Source organism: Bacillus sp. SORGH_AS_0510 (assembly GCF_030818775.1).
Classification (GTDB): Bacteria; Bacillota; Bacilli; order Bacillales; family Cytobacillaceae; genus Neobacillus.
The window spans coordinates 4386271-4400924 of record NZ_JAUTAU010000001.1 but is presented as its reverse complement, the minus strand read 5'-3'; the positions used below and the strand labels follow the sequence as shown (position 1 = coordinate 4400924).

Below are 14654 nucleotides of genomic sequence, written 5' to 3'. Positions count from 1 at the left end.
ATAGTGATGTGTTAAAGAGGTGGTGCCTGACCCCAAACAAGTCTCTTTTTTCCCAATTATAAAATCAAATCCTCCGTGTTATGATAATTTTGAAAATTCAATACATAAATGATTATTAGGAGGCTGGGATTATGAAGAAACGTACATCACTTGTTTTGGCATTGGGATTAACTATGGGGACTGTGGTACCGATTACTGCTGCAGCGCAGACGGTTCCGTACAATGTTACAGTAACGAAGGATGCAAGCCAATTTGGTAAAGATGCTAAAGTAAACTGGAAAAAGGGACAAGCTGTTCCATCCTTCGTTCATGGAAAACTATCTACTAAAGCGTATAAAGACAAAGCTGCAGTAAAGCAATTTTTAAAAGAAAATAAAAGTCTATATAAATTAGACTCCGATAAAGATTTGACATTACTAGATGTTCAAAAGGACGAGCTGGGCAGAACGCATTACAATTTTGTTCAATCCGTACAAGGAGTTCCGGTTGACGGGGCAAAGTTTAAAGTGCATACAGATAAAAATGGAATCGTAACTGCGGTGAATGGAGACGTGTTCCCGGAAGCTTCTTCCTATTTCAAGGGTGCACTGAAAGCTCAGCTTTCTAAGGACGCAGCACTTAACCAGGCTTGGAAATCTATTAAATTAACTAAAGAAGATACACTAACAAACGCAGAAGCAGGTCCAATGGGTAAGAAATTTGAAGATACCGTTGAAAAAGCGGAATTAGTTGTTTATAAAAAAGCAAATGATTTCTATCTTGCTTACAAAACCAATCTTCAATTCATTCAGCCTTACCCTGCAAACTGGGTAGTCTATGTAGATGCTGTGAATGGAAATGTACTAGATTCCTATAATGCAGTTAATGATGCAGGTACAGGGGTTGGCGTTCTTGGTGATACAAAAACACTGAATACCTATTATTCAGGTGGTACTTACTATTTATACGATGTAACTAAGCCTATGTCAGGTGTCATTGAAACATATACTGCGAAGAATTTAACACGTTTACCTGGTAGTTATTCTGTTGATGCAGATAATAATTTTAACGCAACATCACAACGTGCAGACGTGGATGCGCACTATTATGCAGGTGTTGTTTACGATTATTATAAAAATACGTTTAATCGTAACAGCTTTGATAACAATGGGGCAACCATTCGTTCAAGTGTTCACTACAGCAGAAATTATAATAATGCCTTCTGGAATGGAGCGCAAATGGTTTATGGTGACGGTGATGGGACAACCTTTAGATCATTGTCAGGTGCATTAGATGTCGTAGGACATGAGTTAACACATGCGGTAACAGAAAGAACCGCAGGTCTAGAATATCAATATCAATCTGGAGCATTGAATGAGTCCATTTCCGATACATTTGGAGTATTCATGGACAAAGGGGATTATTTAATCGGTGAGGATGTATACACACCAAATAAAGCAGGCGATGCCCTTCGAAGCCTATCGAATCCTAGCCTTTATGGACAGCCTGAGAATATGAGCGGTTACGTTAACACTACTTCTGATAACGGAGGCGTTCATACAAATAGTGGGATTCCAAACAAAGCGGCTTACTTAACCATTTCAAGCCTTGGTACTTCTGTTGCAGAAAAAATTTATTACCGCGCACTTACTGTGTATCTCACTCCAACGAGTAACTTTAGCAATGCCCGTGCTGCTCTTCTTGCAGCAGCAGCTGATTTATATGGTACAGGCAGTTCACAATATAATGCCGTTGCCTCTGCTTGGTCACAAGTAGGCGTTTACTAAAAATATATTTTAATAGGACGCTGACTTGATCGTTGAAGTCAGCGTCCTATTTTTTTGTAGTATTAAGAAAGGATATTTGCCTGTCGGGGCTGACCGCGGCGCTTGTGCTTTTCTAATAAAAAATAGATTGGTGTCGGGCACCAATCCAAAATGGGAAGTTTAAGAAATGAGTTCTTTGAACTTATTTCCTAATTAAGTTACTTTTATCATAATGAAAATATGTGAAGAATTTAGGGGGAAGTTGTGTGGAAGTTGTGAAGCTTTTCTTTTCTGAGGATAGGGAATTCTGCCTAAAAATATCCAATTTTAATAATAGTATGTTTAATTCCTAGAATGCATGATTTATAATTTATTTGTTAACCGTTAGTTTGATTTGGTTTACAAATAATTAAGAGGTGATGACATGTATTGGTTTAAGCTTGCTGAAAACATTATTGACGGATATGTTCCAACCAAAGATGAAGCTATGAATATTTTATTGGTAAAAGATGAAGAAATCCTCTCACTTGTTAATGCAGCCTATGAAATCCGCAGACATTATTACGGGAAGAAAGTAAAACTGAATTTAATCATCAATGCAAAAAGTGGATTATGTCCAGAAGACTGTGGCTATTGTGCGCAATCTATTAAAGCGAAAACAGAAATTGACCGATATACACTCATAAGTAAACAAACGATTGTTGAAGGAGCAAAGGAAGCAAATAAGAATAAAATAGGTACATATTGTATTGTAATGAGTGGACGGAAACCTACAAATAATGAAGTGGAAACGGTGATAAATGCTGTTCAGGAAATTAAAAATGAGGTTGATCAAATTAAAATTTGTGCTTGTATGGGATTAGTGAGCGAGGAACAGGCCCATCGATTAAAAGCTGCAGGGGTTGACCGTTTTAACCACAATATTAATACAAGTGCGAATCATCACGAGAATATTACAACGACACACGATTATAAGGACCGAGTAGACACAATTGAAAATATAAAAAAAGCAGGGATTTCGCCGTGTTCCGGTGTCATTTGCGGGATGGGGGAAACTGATGAAGATATCATTGATATGGCATTTGCTTTAAGGGAGCTAGACGCGGATTCAATCCCTGTTAATTTCCTTCATCCGATCCAGGGAACAAAGCTTGAGAATCTAGATGAATTAACTCCTCTTCGCTGCCTGAAGATTTTAGCATTATTTCGTTTTATTAATCCGACGAAGGAGATTCGAATTTCAGGTGGACGTGAATTCAATTTGCGTTCGCTACAGAATCTAGGTTTATTTATTGCGAATTCGATTTTTGTAGGTGATTACTTAACCACTCAGGGACAATGCGCAAGCGACGATTATCAGCTGATTCAAGATCTCGGCTTTGAAATTGAAGAAAACCCATTCGAGACGGAGAGCCAATCCTTTTCTAAAACAATAATAGGTTAAAAATTTACCCTTGCTAATACACAACAGCGAGGGTTTTTTTGCAAAAAAAAAGATCGGTGTCAGGCACCAATCCGATTATGGGAAGTTTTAAGAAATGAGCTCTTCGAACCATTTCTTAATTAAGTTACTCTTATCATATAGAAGACTTGTGTAGAACTTATAGCGAAGTTGTGTGGATGTTGTGAAGGTGCTAGGAAGGCCTTCTGCCATTTAAAACAACTTCCGCCATAAATGGGGAGTGGGTCTTTAAGAGTTGAACCGATTCTTGTGCCATCACTCCGCCATGGTAATGATGTAATCGGTTCTTTATGTAGGTGCTGGATTCAATAAATTGAGCCATATTCAAATATTTATCCTCTACCGCATAAACAACGGTACGGATATTTGCAAGTATGAGAGTAGAAAGACACATGACACAAGGCTCTACCGTTGTATATAAGATACATTCACGGGCATGTTTTCGTAAGTAGGAAGCACATGCGTTCATTGCATTGATCTCTGCGTGTTCTAATTCACTGTCTTTTGTGTTAATCCGGTTAGATCCTCGAGCAATGATGGTGCCATTATGAACAATAACTGCTCTGATTGGGCGATCGCCACGTTTTCCAGCTTCTTCTGCTTCCTTTAAAGCTTCCTGCATGTAACTGTGATGGTCGTATTCATTAAAATTTGTAATCAAATTGCTCCCCCGCTTTTGTTTTATATAATACTAAAGTAACAAATATTTGGAAAAAAGTAGAGAAAAAATGAATTTGGAATAAAAATTGGATGAATGTGGAACCTAATGTAGACACATAGTCTAATTTTGGAGGTACAATCTTGTGGATTACAAGCAGTATTGGGACAGAATCTATGAAAATAAACATGAGTTGACCTCAGTGTACTCCTCATACTGGAATCAGTATTCGGATTTTGGAAACTGGCAGTTCTGGATAGTTCTTTCATTACTACTTTTCCCTTTGATTCTGCTGTTTTTTACAGTCGATAGAAAACGAATATTTGAACTGTTTTTCTTCGGGTACACCGTACATATTCTCTGGGCGTATACGGATATTGCGCTTGGCCATAGTGGGATCTTTGTTCATAAGTATTTTTTACTTCCCGTTTTGCCAAATGCAACTAATGTGACGGCTTCGGTCTTACCTGTTGGCTTCTTGTTGTTATACCAGTACTGTACGAATCATAAGAAAAGTTTCTTTTTATATACGTTGGGGTTAAGTGCGGTGTTTGCTTTTGGTTTCTCTACTTTGGAGAGGTTTCTTGGATTAGTGGATTTTAAAAAAGGCATAAATCAATTTCACCTTTTCCTCATTGATCTTGTGATTGTGCTTATTGCTTATTGGTTTACAAGATTTTTGTTAAAAGTAAAGAATCGTGAGACTTCATAATAAGTTTTAAGAAATAAGAAAAATTAATAAGGATAAAAGGGCAGGCATCTACGCCTCTTTGTCATTGGGGACATACAATATTCCAATGAGCTATAAAGGAGGCTAGAGAATGGAAAGACAATACGGCAGTTATGGTCCAAGACCACCACAAGGGTATCATCATGGTCATGGAGGTTATTATCCTGGACAAGGGTATCATCATGGTCAGGGCGGTTACTATCCAGGGCATGGTTACCACCATGGGCATGGCACATATATTCCAGGACATGGTTATCATCATGGACACGGCACGTATGTACCAGGTCATGGCTATCACCATGGACATGGCACGTATGTTCCAGGACAAGGATATCACCATGGACATGGCGGTTACTACCCTGGACATAGAAAATCGTAATAACATAATTTCTAATTGAGGCTCGCCATTTGGCGAGTTTCTTGTTTTTTTAGTTGATTGGAAAGTGATTTCCAACATTTGTAGAATAAGTCTATATTTTGTAGAATTCCTTTTAAGTTTTGTAGAATTAATTAAAGTTTTGTAGAATCTATTTTCCTTTAAATGCATTTATACTCTTTTCTGCTTACAGAACAAAAGGAATATTATGTTAAAATGAGGTTTATAAACGGAATGTAAAAAAAGGGGTATGACTATGATTCAAGAGAGTATAACATTAGGTACAAACCAGGACTTAGATTCCATCAATGACTTGTTTGAAGCCTGTAAAAAGGATCTTCTTAATAAGGGAATTTTTCAATGGGATGACCAGTATCCTAACAAAGAATATTTAGAATGGGTTGTTAATGAGGAAGAGATGTATATCCTTCGTGTAGATGGTAAGGTGATGGGGGGTATGGTTATTAATGAATGGCAGCTTCCAGAATGGCAAGAGGTGAAGTGGAGCGAACCCGATAGCAAGGTCTTAATACTTCACTCGTTCTGTGTGCAGCCTACTGCACAAGGAAGTGGCTACGGTAGGAGAATGCTGGATTTCGTTGAGAACTTTGCTAAGGAAAAAGGATATGCAGGAATCCGCCTCGACGCTTTCTCTGGAAATCCAGGTGCACTTAGATTCTATGAAACTAAAGGGTACATAAAAAAGGGTGAAATTTTTATTTCTACAAAACCATTAGGTCATGAAACTTATTATTGTTATGAGAAGTTATTTTAGTGCATGAGACAGACGTCTTTACATTGAAGTTAGCCTCATTTTTCTTGTTAGATCCAGTCTGAAACTTTTGTCTTCGTTTTTACATTTAGCATTAAGAGAGGTGATTGCTGATGAAAGCAGTAGTGTTTGATTTTGATGGCTTGATTGTAGATACCGAAACGGTTTGGTATGAATCATTTAAAGAAGTGTTAAGCAACCATGGATTAGAGTTATCAGTTGAACAGTTTGCATGAGTAATAGGAACAGATGACGCAGACCTATATGCATATATAGAAAAGAATCTTTCTTCACCAGTTGAATCAGTCGTTATAAAGGACGCAGCTCATAAGCTTTTTGCTGTGAAAATGGGAGAACCTGTCCTACGGAACGGTGTGAAGGAATATCTATTAGAGGCAAAGGAATTAGGTTTAAATATAGGCCTTGCATCTAGCTCTGGTCGTGAGTGGGTAGAGGGGTATTTGAAGAAATTAAATATCTTTTCATACTTTGATGTAATTAGAACACGAGACGATGTATCAAGGGTAAAGCCTGATCCTGAATTATATGTTAAAGCTGTCGAAGCACTAGGGGTAGCCAAGTCGGAAGTTTTTGCGTTTGAGGATTCTTTAAACGGGTTAAAAGCCGCTAGAGCTGCAGGTATCCAATGCGTAGTTGTCCCTAATTCTGTAACTGCTCATTTAGATTTTACAGATTATAGCCTAAAAATATCGTCAATGAGTGATTTACGCTTAAGGCAAGTATTGAATTCGATTAAGCAGGTAGAGGGGGATGAACTTGAGCGAGTATCAAATTAGATTTGGCCGCATGGAAGATGAGGAATTTCTGTGGGAAATGTTATACCAGGCGATCTTTATTCCCGAAGGTGAGACTCGGCCAACAAGAGATATTTTGAAGCAACCAGATATTGCGAAATCTATGCAAGGGTGGGGTCGTGAAGGGGATACGGCTTTCATTGCCATGGATACCGACAATCGTCCGATTGGAGCGGTGTGGGTCAGGTTGTTTGACGAATCGAACAAGACCTATGGCTATGTGGATGAAAAAACTCCCTTACTAGGAATGGCACTTCTTCCAGCGTTCAGGGGAAAAGGGATAGGGAAGGCACTTCTTGGAGAGATGTTAAAAGTAGCCAAGGAATCTGGGTTTGGCGCGGTGTCATTAAGCGTAGACCCGAACAATCCGGCTCTTCACCTCTATCAAAAGTTTGGCTTTAAAAAGATAGGCATAGATGGAACGTCTTGGGATATGTTGGTTACGTTCTAAATAATGGGTGTCAGGCACCATGTGAAAATTTCACATGGTGCCTGACACCTTTTTAGTGAAACATTAGGCTTTAGATTGTTTGAAAAGTGCAATATAATGGGAGTAAAGATGTTCACGGAATCGTCAAATTTTCAATTATGGTAAGGGGGAGACACGGTGGTAAGAGCGGCTGTTGCGGGGATTGTTGGCTTTGTGTTGATATTTGTTGAATCGATGATTGTGATTAAAGTAAAGGGATATGAAACCATTGAATTCGGCGGCATAGCACCTTTTATCAACGTTTGGGCAATGAATTTCTTTTTTGTCTTTGCGATCCTTACACAACTAACGAACTGGTATGAAAACAAAGTAAATGTTGAAAAAAGTGAAGAACAAGGATTCTAATATAAAAGCGCCTCGATCACGGTAAAAATGACGTGAAGTAGGCGCTTTTGTTGTTTTAAAGCAGTTACTTTATGATATTTTAGTTGGTTTCTTCTTAAATTTTGTATGCTGTGGAAATTTATCAGCGGATTTCGGGAATTTATCAGCGAATTTTTAATTTTATCAGCGAATCTGCCAATATATCAGCGAATTTCCAGTTTTATCAGCGAATTAACAAAGACTTCCCTTTTATGGCATTCTTTTATTAAAATGAAAATATAGAATTTTCTGTAAAGGGTGGTTTTATGATAACGAGAGATGATTTGGACTCCTTTCCGTATCCATTTAAAGACGATGTTTATCGCTATTCTAACAACTCCGTACCAATGAATCATCCCATCAGTATTGAGATTACATCCAGTTATCGGGAGGAGATCGAGCTTAAGCGGAAGCTTCTTTCAGCACACCCTGAACGATGTTTTCAATCCTTACCGCATACGATAAAAGGTCAGTGGGAAATCCTTGAATTAGTGTTGGAGAATCTAGTAACTTATTATCCTGACAAATTTGAATTAGATAAAAAAGATGAAAACTGGACGTTCTACAATAAGCTTTTACAAGAAAAGCAAAGCTTTATCTTTGGAGACGACGCCACTTTGCCATGTGAGCCGCTTAACTTTATTGGCAGGCATGTTCAAGAAGATTTGATCTTTATGATGCAGCGGGATGGAGATTTGTATCTGGATGCAGGTCAGCTATGTTTCCCGGCCAATTGGTCGTTAGCCTTCGATTTGGGGATGAGTTTCAAACAGATTCATCAACCGATTCCGGGCTTTAAAGACGAAGGCCTGGATGAACGGATTCTTCAGTTCCTTTTAAAGTTGGAACCAGGAAACCCATGGTGGCGGAAAAACTGGTCTCTAATGGCAGGAAACCGCCTGGATACTTCCCTGGAAACTTTTGATGATTGGGGAAAAGGAAGGAAACAAGTCACCAAGGAAAATGCAGGGGAGTTCGTTCATCTCCGTGTGGAGGTTCAGAAATTATTCCGGTTGCCTCGAACAGGAGGCATTCTATTTACCATCCATACCCACCTACTGCCTTTGGAAAAATTAGCAGCTAAACCTGAATGGCTCAAGCAGTTTCATCAGATCCTACTGGAATTACCTGCTTATATAGTGGAATATAAAGGGCTCTCCCTATTCAGAAATGCTGTCCTAGAGTATTTAGAGGAACAGTTGGAAAGCAGGTAAGCTTTATGAGTGAGAAAATCAATTTTGTAACAGGAAAGCGCCACTACTTATTTTGTGCGGATGAAGAAGGCATGAAGCTGTTACAGCCATTAATCGATGTTGTGATAGATGGAAATATAAGCTACGAGATTCAGAGTATGAAAGAAGAGTGGGACCCCACTTATTTTTCAAAATGGATTAGCAGACAAAAAATGGGGAGTTTCCTATATGTCGCTGCAGATTGGAATAGGTTAAAAAATTTAAAAAGAATAGCAGAGGATGCAGGGTTTTCGGACGAAGAATCACAGTATATTGGCTGTGGGAAACAGCAGATAAAGATTTTTTGTTGCAGGTGCCATGGGCTCTCCATTTTGGAAAAAGGTCAATCTGAACGAACCTGTGACCATTGTGATTTACTACTGGAGGTTTCTAATCATTACTCTCCACTCCGTGATGCCTTTCTTGGCTATGTTGCAAAATTATGAAAGAAGGGAGACGCTATGGTAAATGAGAGAACCATTCCTGTCTATGTAAAAGCAATTGAACAGGAAACGCCACAAGTAAAATGCTTTACACTGGCCCCGTTAGTAGAAAAACTGCTTCCAGCTTTTAGCGCGGGATCACATATAACTACATATATGGATGGAAGAGCAAGAAATTATTCCTTAACGAATCATCCTGATACAAGGGACAATTATCAAATTGCGATCCGATTAAGTGAAACATCCACTGGAGGATCTCTTTACTGGCATCAGGAGGTGAAAATAGGGGATAGGTTAATGATCAGTTACCCTAGAAACCATTTTCCTTTAAGCTTTAAGGCAAAGCATCATGTGTTTTATGCCGCAGGAATTGGTGTGACGCCCTTTATCTCTATGATGCAGGAACTAAAAGATATAGGGGATACGTTTGAACTACACTATGCAGCAAAATCAAAAGAACTTTGTGCATTCTATGATTTTTTACAGACAAATTTCCCCTATCAATCTCATTTTTATTTGTTCAAAAGGAGAAGAGGCACAACGACTGCAGGATACTACTCTTCTAGAGCATAGAATTGGAACACATGTATATTTCTGTGGGCCAGATTCTTTTATGACTGACTTTTCGGAAGCTGCTATTCGATTTGGTTACCCGCGTGTGAGTATCCATCTTGAACGATTTGCCCCACCCCGACCTAAGGATGCATCTCCTTTTACAGCTCAACTCACTAGTGGAGTTGAGATTCATGTAGCAAAGGACCAGTCACTCTTAGATGCTTTGCATGCAGCAGGGATTACTGCTCCTTATTCTTGTCGGGTGGGAAGATGCGGAACCTGTGAGCTTAAAGTAGTAGAGGGGGTAGTCGATCATTATGACTCTTTTTTAAATGAAGAACAGCAGAATGCCCAGAATGTGATTTTGACTTGTGTGTCGAGGGCTAAAACAAAGAAATTACTAATAGATATATAGAAATTCAATAGTAAAGGACACATAGGGTGTCCTTTATTATTTTTTCCCAAAAAAGGTGAAAAGGTATTGATAAAACTAATGTCATTAGTTAAAATAAAACTAACGATATTAGTTAAAAGGGGATGACGACTATGAGACTGATTAAAAATGGATATTTATATCAAGTGACGTTTATGGCAAAAGTGTTTCCGGTTAATTGCTATTTAGTGGAGGAAGAGGAGGGATTAACACTAATTGATGCGGCCCTTGGCTTTTGTGCAAAGGGGATCTTGCAGGCTGCTGAGAAAATTGGGAAACCCATTATAAGGATCATTTTGACGCATGCACATGAGGACCACGTCGGAGCATTAGATGCGCTCAAAGAAACACTACCTGAAGTGCCGGTTTATATCTCTATACGCGATCATCGATTAATGAATGGTGACCGATCACTTGATTCACATGAAGACTCTACACCGATTAAAGGTGGGGTACCGAAGAATCTGAAGACAAGAGCAAATGTATTATTGAAGGAAGGTGATTTGGTGGGGTCTTTAACTGCAATTGAGACACCAGGGCATACTCCAGGATCCTTATCCTTCCTCGACCTTCGTACTAAGGCATTAATTGCTGGGGATGCCTTCCAAACAAGAGGTGGTGTGGCAGTAGCTGGAGATGTAAAACCGTTATTTCCGTTTCCTGCATTTGGTACTTGGAGTAAAAGGACGGCGCTAGCCAGTGCAAAGAAATTAGTGAGTTACGAACCAACGCTTCTTGCAGTTGGTCATGGGGAAATGTTAGAAAACCCTGCAACAACCATGGAACAAGCGATCCTGCATTTAGAACAGAAGATTAAATAAGGAGCAGATAACATGTCACCAAGACCAAAAGTAGCACTTGATATAGCAACGATACTAGAAGCTGCAGGGGTGCTGGCGGATCAAAAGGGAATGCAAGAGGTTACACTTGCAAACCTGGCTAAAAAGCTAAATATCCGCCCCCCTTCTTTATATAATCATTTCGAAGGCTTACCTGGACTGAGGAAGCAGTTAGCCATTTTTGGCATTGAACGGCTGTACGCTGAAATGGCTGATGCGGCTATTGGGATGTCAGGCACCGAAGCGGTACTAGCAGTTAGCCGGGCGTATGTAAATTTTGCGCGAATACACCCTGGAATTTATGAGGCGACCCTGCTTGCACCCGATCCAGAGGATGTGGAGGTGCAGCAGGCAGGAGCAAAAATTGTGGATCTTTCTGTTCGGGTATTAAAGGCGTATCATTTAGAGGGTGATCGTGCCTTGCATGCAGTAAGAGGGCTGCGCAGCATTTTACATGGTTTTTCATCCTTAGAGCAAAAAGGTGGATTTAAACTTTCATTAGACTTAGATGAAAGCCTAATAATCATTATTCAAGCCTTTCTCTTTGGAATGGAAAAAGGTTCTTAATGAATAGAGATAGGACTGCCAGGTAACCTCTGTTATAATAGGGGTAACATTAGAATGTAAAAGGATGATCATTTTGCAGAGCCTAGAAAAATTTGGGTTGCTTGTGGACGTTGAAACGACAGGTTTAGGCCCAACCAAGGATGAGGTCATTGAGTTAGCTCTGAAGCTGTTTTCCTATCGGACAGATTCAGGGGAAATTATCGAAATGATTGAAGAGGATTCCTTCTTACGCGAACCACTTTCTCGAACGGCAAGGAATAACTACGATACAGCCTATCGGGTTCACGGAATTCCTTATGAGTTAGTAAAAGGAAAAACTTTTCTTGATGGGAAAATAAAAACCTATTTTCATCGTGCCGATTCAGTATTTGCTCACAATGCTTCTTTTGACCGAAGCTTTCTCTATCATATGTATCCAGAGGTTAATGAGTTGAAGTGGTATTGTACGATGAGAGGCGTTCCATGGAAAAATTATGGTTTTCCAAATGGCAAACTTCTCACTTTATTACAAGCACATAACATTACCGATTACCAAACACATAGGGCATTAGACGATATTACATACTTGATGGACTTACTCAAAAAAACCAGTCCAAAAGGGAATCTCTATCTTCAAGAAGTGCTTGAAAAGGGGCCGATGAAGAAATATCAGCCTGCAGCTTCACGAACTAAATTAGGATAAAAAACTAAGCAAACGTTTGATTAGTTTTTTCAAATCGACAGGTGCCTTGCACCTGTCGATTTTTTCTTATTTAATTACGCCAATATAGTTGGATTGAGGGCGGTAAATGGTGTTATTTTCAGCCTGTTCTAGGATATGCGCCGTCCAGCCGACCATTCTGCTAGCTGTAAAGGTTGGGGTGAATAGTTCTGCATTCATATTAATGGCCTTCATGATCGCTGCCGCGTAAAATTCCACATTTGTATAGAGGGATCGACCTGGTTTGATTTCTGCCAATAAGCTTACTGCTGTTTCTTCAACCCTTATTGCGAGGTCCAGCCATTCATCCTTACCATCAAGTTCTAGTAATTTGTTTTTTAAGGAAATAGCCCGAGGATCGTGCGTTTTATAGACTCTATGACCGAACCCCATCAATTTTTCTCCTCTTGTTAACTTATCCCTAAGCACACTTTCAGCATCACCCATAAAAGCAATTTCATTGAGCAAATCAATGACCCCTGAAGGAGCACCGCCATGAAGCGGTCCTTTCATCGTGCCGATGGCAGTGGTAACCGCTGAAACGATATCAGATTCTGTTGAAGCTGTCACTCTAGCTGAGAAGGTAGAAGCGTTCATACCGTGCTCAAGGGTTAAAATCATATATGTTTCAAGAGCTTTCGTATGCGCAGCTAATGGTCGTTTTCCATTGAGCATATAAAGATAATTTTCTACATGGTCTAAGTCCATGCGAGGAGGAACAAACTCCTTGCCATCCAGCATTCGTTTGCGATAAGCAATGATCGTAGGTACAAGAGAGGTCAGTCTAATCGCCTGGGCGAGGGTCGGTTTCCAGCTATAGTCGGCATTTCCTCCTTCTGCTGAAATGGCGGTGCGAATCACACTCATCATATCCATGGATAATGGCAGATGGTCAATGATGCATTTAATGTTATCTGGAATCACTCGTTCACTTTTCATTTGCTCTTTCAAAACATGTAGTGCTTCTACATTTGGTAATTCACCGTACCAGAGGAGGTAGGCTGTTTCTTCAAATGAGTACTTTTGTGTGAGACTCCTAATCTCGTATCCTCTATAGATGAGATGACCATTTTCCCCATTGATATGACTAATGGAGGTATCCGCCGCAACAATTCCTTTCAAACCTTTGTTCATCATTTAAACACTCCTTCCCTTTGTTCATTACATTGTATAAAATAAATATAATTAAGAATATTGAATAATTTTAAAGTGATTGATTACTATTTTTAATAAGGAGTACATGATGGAATTTCAATGGCTTACTACATTCATTACGGCTGCCGAGTCTGGGAATTTTAGAAGAGCAGCGGAACTGTTATATATTTCCCAGCCTTCCGTAACCGTTCATATTAAACAATTAGAAAAAGAGTTAGGAATATCGTTATTTCAGAGGGATGGAAAAAAGATTAAGCTGACCGAAGCAGGAAAGAGATATTTGATTCACGCAAAAAGTTTAATAGAGGAATACCAAAAGGGACTTGAAGACTTACGATCTTTTAGTCAGGGCTATACCACTCAGTTAACTCTTGCGATTTCTCCTTTGATAGCAGATACAATTCTGCCTTACGTATTAAAAAGCTATACCAAACAATATCCTGAAGTAGAAATCTCAGTCAAAATAGTAGAATCTACTGAAATTGAACAGGCTGTCTTAAAGGAGGAGGTTGATTTGGGGCTATCCTGCTTAAACAGTCATCATCCTGACTTGCAATCGGAGCTTTTATATAAAGATGAAGTCATATTAGTGGCTGCTCATGATGGGAGAGATTCCGAGTCAGCACCTCCGCTAGATGAAGAAGAGGTACTGAACTCGAACTACTTATTAACACACAATCATCCAGGTTATTGGGAGTCACTTTGTAGAGATGTGAAAGGAAAATACCCTGGTGTGAAGATGATGAAAGTATCACAAGTTCACATCACCAAAAGATTTATTGGGGAAGGACTAGGCGTTTCCTTTCTTCCGATTTCAACCGTTAGAAGGGAACTTTTAGAAGGCAGGTTATTAGAAGTCGACTGTCAATCTATCCACTTACCTGAGGCAAATACCTATGCCATCATGAAATATAACCATTCCCTCCAAAAAGAGTTTTTAACATTTATCTCAAAATATCGCTGGTAGGTTTACAGGGATTGCCACCTCGATTGACTGGTTATTACTGTTTCCTAAAAACACCTGGAGCGATACCAAATTTCTTTTGAAAAACTCTATGAAAATAGGGGTATGAACCGAATCCACAATCCTCGGCAATCTGTTCAAGTGTCATAGTGGTGTATTTCATTCGCTCTAGTGCTGCGGATAAACGAACTTCAAGCGCATACTCAATCATCGTTTTTCCCACACTGCTTTTAAACAAATGAACAGAACGGGAAACGCTTAGACCTGCGTGCTTTGCCACTTCTTCTACTTTAAAGGATGTGGTTGCATGCTCTTCAATATAACGCATCATACGTGTAACAGTATAAGGCCGATT

At 39.4% G+C, this 14654-nt stretch carries 18 protein-coding genes and 1 pseudogene; 16 read left to right on the top strand and 3 right to left on the bottom strand.

Annotation, left to right across the window (positions count from 1 at the left end; genetic code table 11):
• Window positions 1-131: 131 nt before the first annotated feature.
• On the top strand, window positions 132-1766 hold the full coding sequence (locus QE429_RS22360) for a M4 family metallopeptidase (RefSeq protein ID WP_307290148.1): 1635 nt from the start codon (window positions 132-134) through the stop codon (window positions 1764-1766).
• A 403-nt stretch (window positions 1767-2169) separates the two neighbouring features.
• Window positions 2170-3189, top strand: coding sequence for a biotin synthase BioB (bioB, locus tag QE429_RS22355; RefSeq protein WP_307290146.1), 1020 nt, complete (start codon window positions 2170-2172; stop codon window positions 3187-3189).
• A gap of 190 nt (window positions 3190-3379) precedes the next feature.
• Here bioB and QE429_RS22350 read toward each other — a convergent pair whose 3' ends face one another.
• Window positions 3380-3868, bottom strand: coding sequence for a nucleoside deaminase (locus QE429_RS22350; RefSeq protein WP_307290145.1), 489 nt, complete (start codon window positions 3866-3868; stop codon window positions 3380-3382).
• Window positions 3869-4010: 142 nt separating this feature from the next.
• Here QE429_RS22350 and QE429_RS22345 point away from each other — a divergent pair, with 142 nt between their 5' ends.
• The 13 genes and pseudogenes from QE429_RS22345 to QE429_RS22285 all read left to right on the top strand — a co-directional run bounded on the left by QE429_RS22345 (window position 4011) and on the right by QE429_RS22285 (window position 12162).
• Window positions 4011-4577 carry a hypothetical protein gene (locus QE429_RS22345; protein WP_307290143.1) on the top strand — a complete coding sequence of 189 codons (567 nt, stop codon included), beginning with the start codon at window positions 4011-4013 and terminating at the stop codon, window positions 4575-4577.
• Window positions 4578-4686: 109 nt separating this feature from the next.
• Window positions 4687-4974, top strand: a complete 288-nt coding sequence (locus QE429_RS22340; protein ID WP_307290141.1) for a hypothetical protein — start codon at window positions 4687-4689, stop codon at window positions 4972-4974.
• A gap of 253 nt (window positions 4975-5227) precedes the next feature.
• Complete coding sequence (locus QE429_RS22335) at window positions 5228-5746, top strand: GNAT family N-acetyltransferase (protein ID WP_307290139.1); 519 nt, start codon at window positions 5228-5230, stop codon at window positions 5744-5746.
• Between the two features lie 110 nt (window positions 5747-5856).
• Window positions 5857-6540: pseudogene (locus QE429_RS22330) on the top strand (HAD family hydrolase).
• Window positions 6521-7009, top strand: coding sequence for a GNAT family N-acetyltransferase (locus QE429_RS22325; RefSeq protein ID WP_307290138.1), 489 nt, complete (start codon window positions 6521-6523; stop codon window positions 7007-7009). The pseudogene QE429_RS22330 and the gene QE429_RS22325 overlap by 20 nt, the downstream one beginning before the upstream one ends.
• 156 nt (window positions 7010-7165) lie before the next feature.
• Window positions 7166-7393 carry a hypothetical protein gene (locus tag QE429_RS22320; RefSeq protein WP_307290136.1) on the top strand — a complete coding sequence of 76 codons (228 nt, stop codon included), beginning with the start codon at window positions 7166-7168 and terminating at the stop codon, window positions 7391-7393.
• A gap of 284 nt (window positions 7394-7677) precedes the next feature.
• Complete coding sequence (locus QE429_RS22315; RefSeq protein ID WP_307290134.1) at window positions 7678-8625, top strand: heme-dependent oxidative N-demethylase family protein; 948 nt, start codon at window positions 7678-7680, stop codon at window positions 8623-8625.
• Window positions 8626-8630: 5 nt separating this feature from the next.
• Window positions 8631-9089 carry a hypothetical protein gene (locus QE429_RS22310; protein WP_307290132.1) on the top strand — a complete coding sequence of 153 codons (459 nt, stop codon included), beginning with the start codon at window positions 8631-8633 and terminating at the stop codon, window positions 9087-9089.
• Window positions 9090-9104: 15 nt separating this feature from the next.
• Entirely contained in the window at window positions 9105-9659 is a 555-nt protein-coding gene (locus tag QE429_RS22305; protein ID WP_307290130.1) for a ferredoxin reductase, read from the top strand.
• Window positions 9660-9699: 40 nt separating this feature from the next.
• Window positions 9700-10056 (top strand): 2Fe-2S iron-sulfur cluster-binding protein, encoded by a 357-nt coding sequence (locus tag QE429_RS22300; RefSeq protein ID WP_307290129.1) that lies wholly within the window; start codon window positions 9700-9702, stop codon window positions 10054-10056.
• A gap of 131 nt (window positions 10057-10187) precedes the next feature.
• Window positions 10188-10895: an MBL fold metallo-hydrolase gene (locus tag QE429_RS22295; protein ID WP_307290126.1), complete on the top strand. Its 708-nt coding sequence runs from the start codon at window positions 10188-10190 to the stop codon at window positions 10893-10895.
• 12 nt (window positions 10896-10907) lie between these two features.
• Window positions 10908-11480 (top strand): TetR/AcrR family transcriptional regulator, encoded by a 573-nt coding sequence (locus QE429_RS22290; RefSeq protein WP_307290124.1) that lies wholly within the window; start codon window positions 10908-10910, stop codon window positions 11478-11480.
• Between the two features lie 73 nt (window positions 11481-11553).
• Entirely contained in the window at window positions 11554-12162 is a 609-nt protein-coding gene (locus QE429_RS22285) for an exonuclease domain-containing protein (RefSeq protein WP_307290122.1), read from the top strand.
• A 66-nt stretch (window positions 12163-12228) separates the two neighbouring features.
• Here QE429_RS22285 and QE429_RS22280 read toward each other — a convergent pair whose 3' ends face one another.
• Window positions 12229-13317, bottom strand: coding sequence for a citrate synthase/methylcitrate synthase (locus QE429_RS22280; RefSeq protein WP_307290121.1), 1089 nt, complete (start codon window positions 13315-13317; stop codon window positions 12229-12231).
• A gap of 106 nt (window positions 13318-13423) precedes the next feature.
• Between QE429_RS22280 and QE429_RS22275 the strand changes: the two genes are divergently transcribed.
• Window positions 13424-14302 (top strand): LysR family transcriptional regulator, encoded by an 879-nt coding sequence (locus QE429_RS22275; RefSeq protein ID WP_307290119.1) that lies wholly within the window; start codon window positions 13424-13426, stop codon window positions 14300-14302.
• 34 nt (window positions 14303-14336) lie between these two features.
• On the opposite strand, the gene QE429_RS24500 is transcribed toward QE429_RS22275, so the two are convergent.
• Window positions 14337-14522, bottom strand: coding sequence for a helix-turn-helix domain-containing protein (locus QE429_RS24500; RefSeq protein WP_373463279.1), 186 nt, complete (start codon window positions 14520-14522; stop codon window positions 14337-14339).
• Window positions 14523-14654 lie beyond the last annotated feature (132 nt).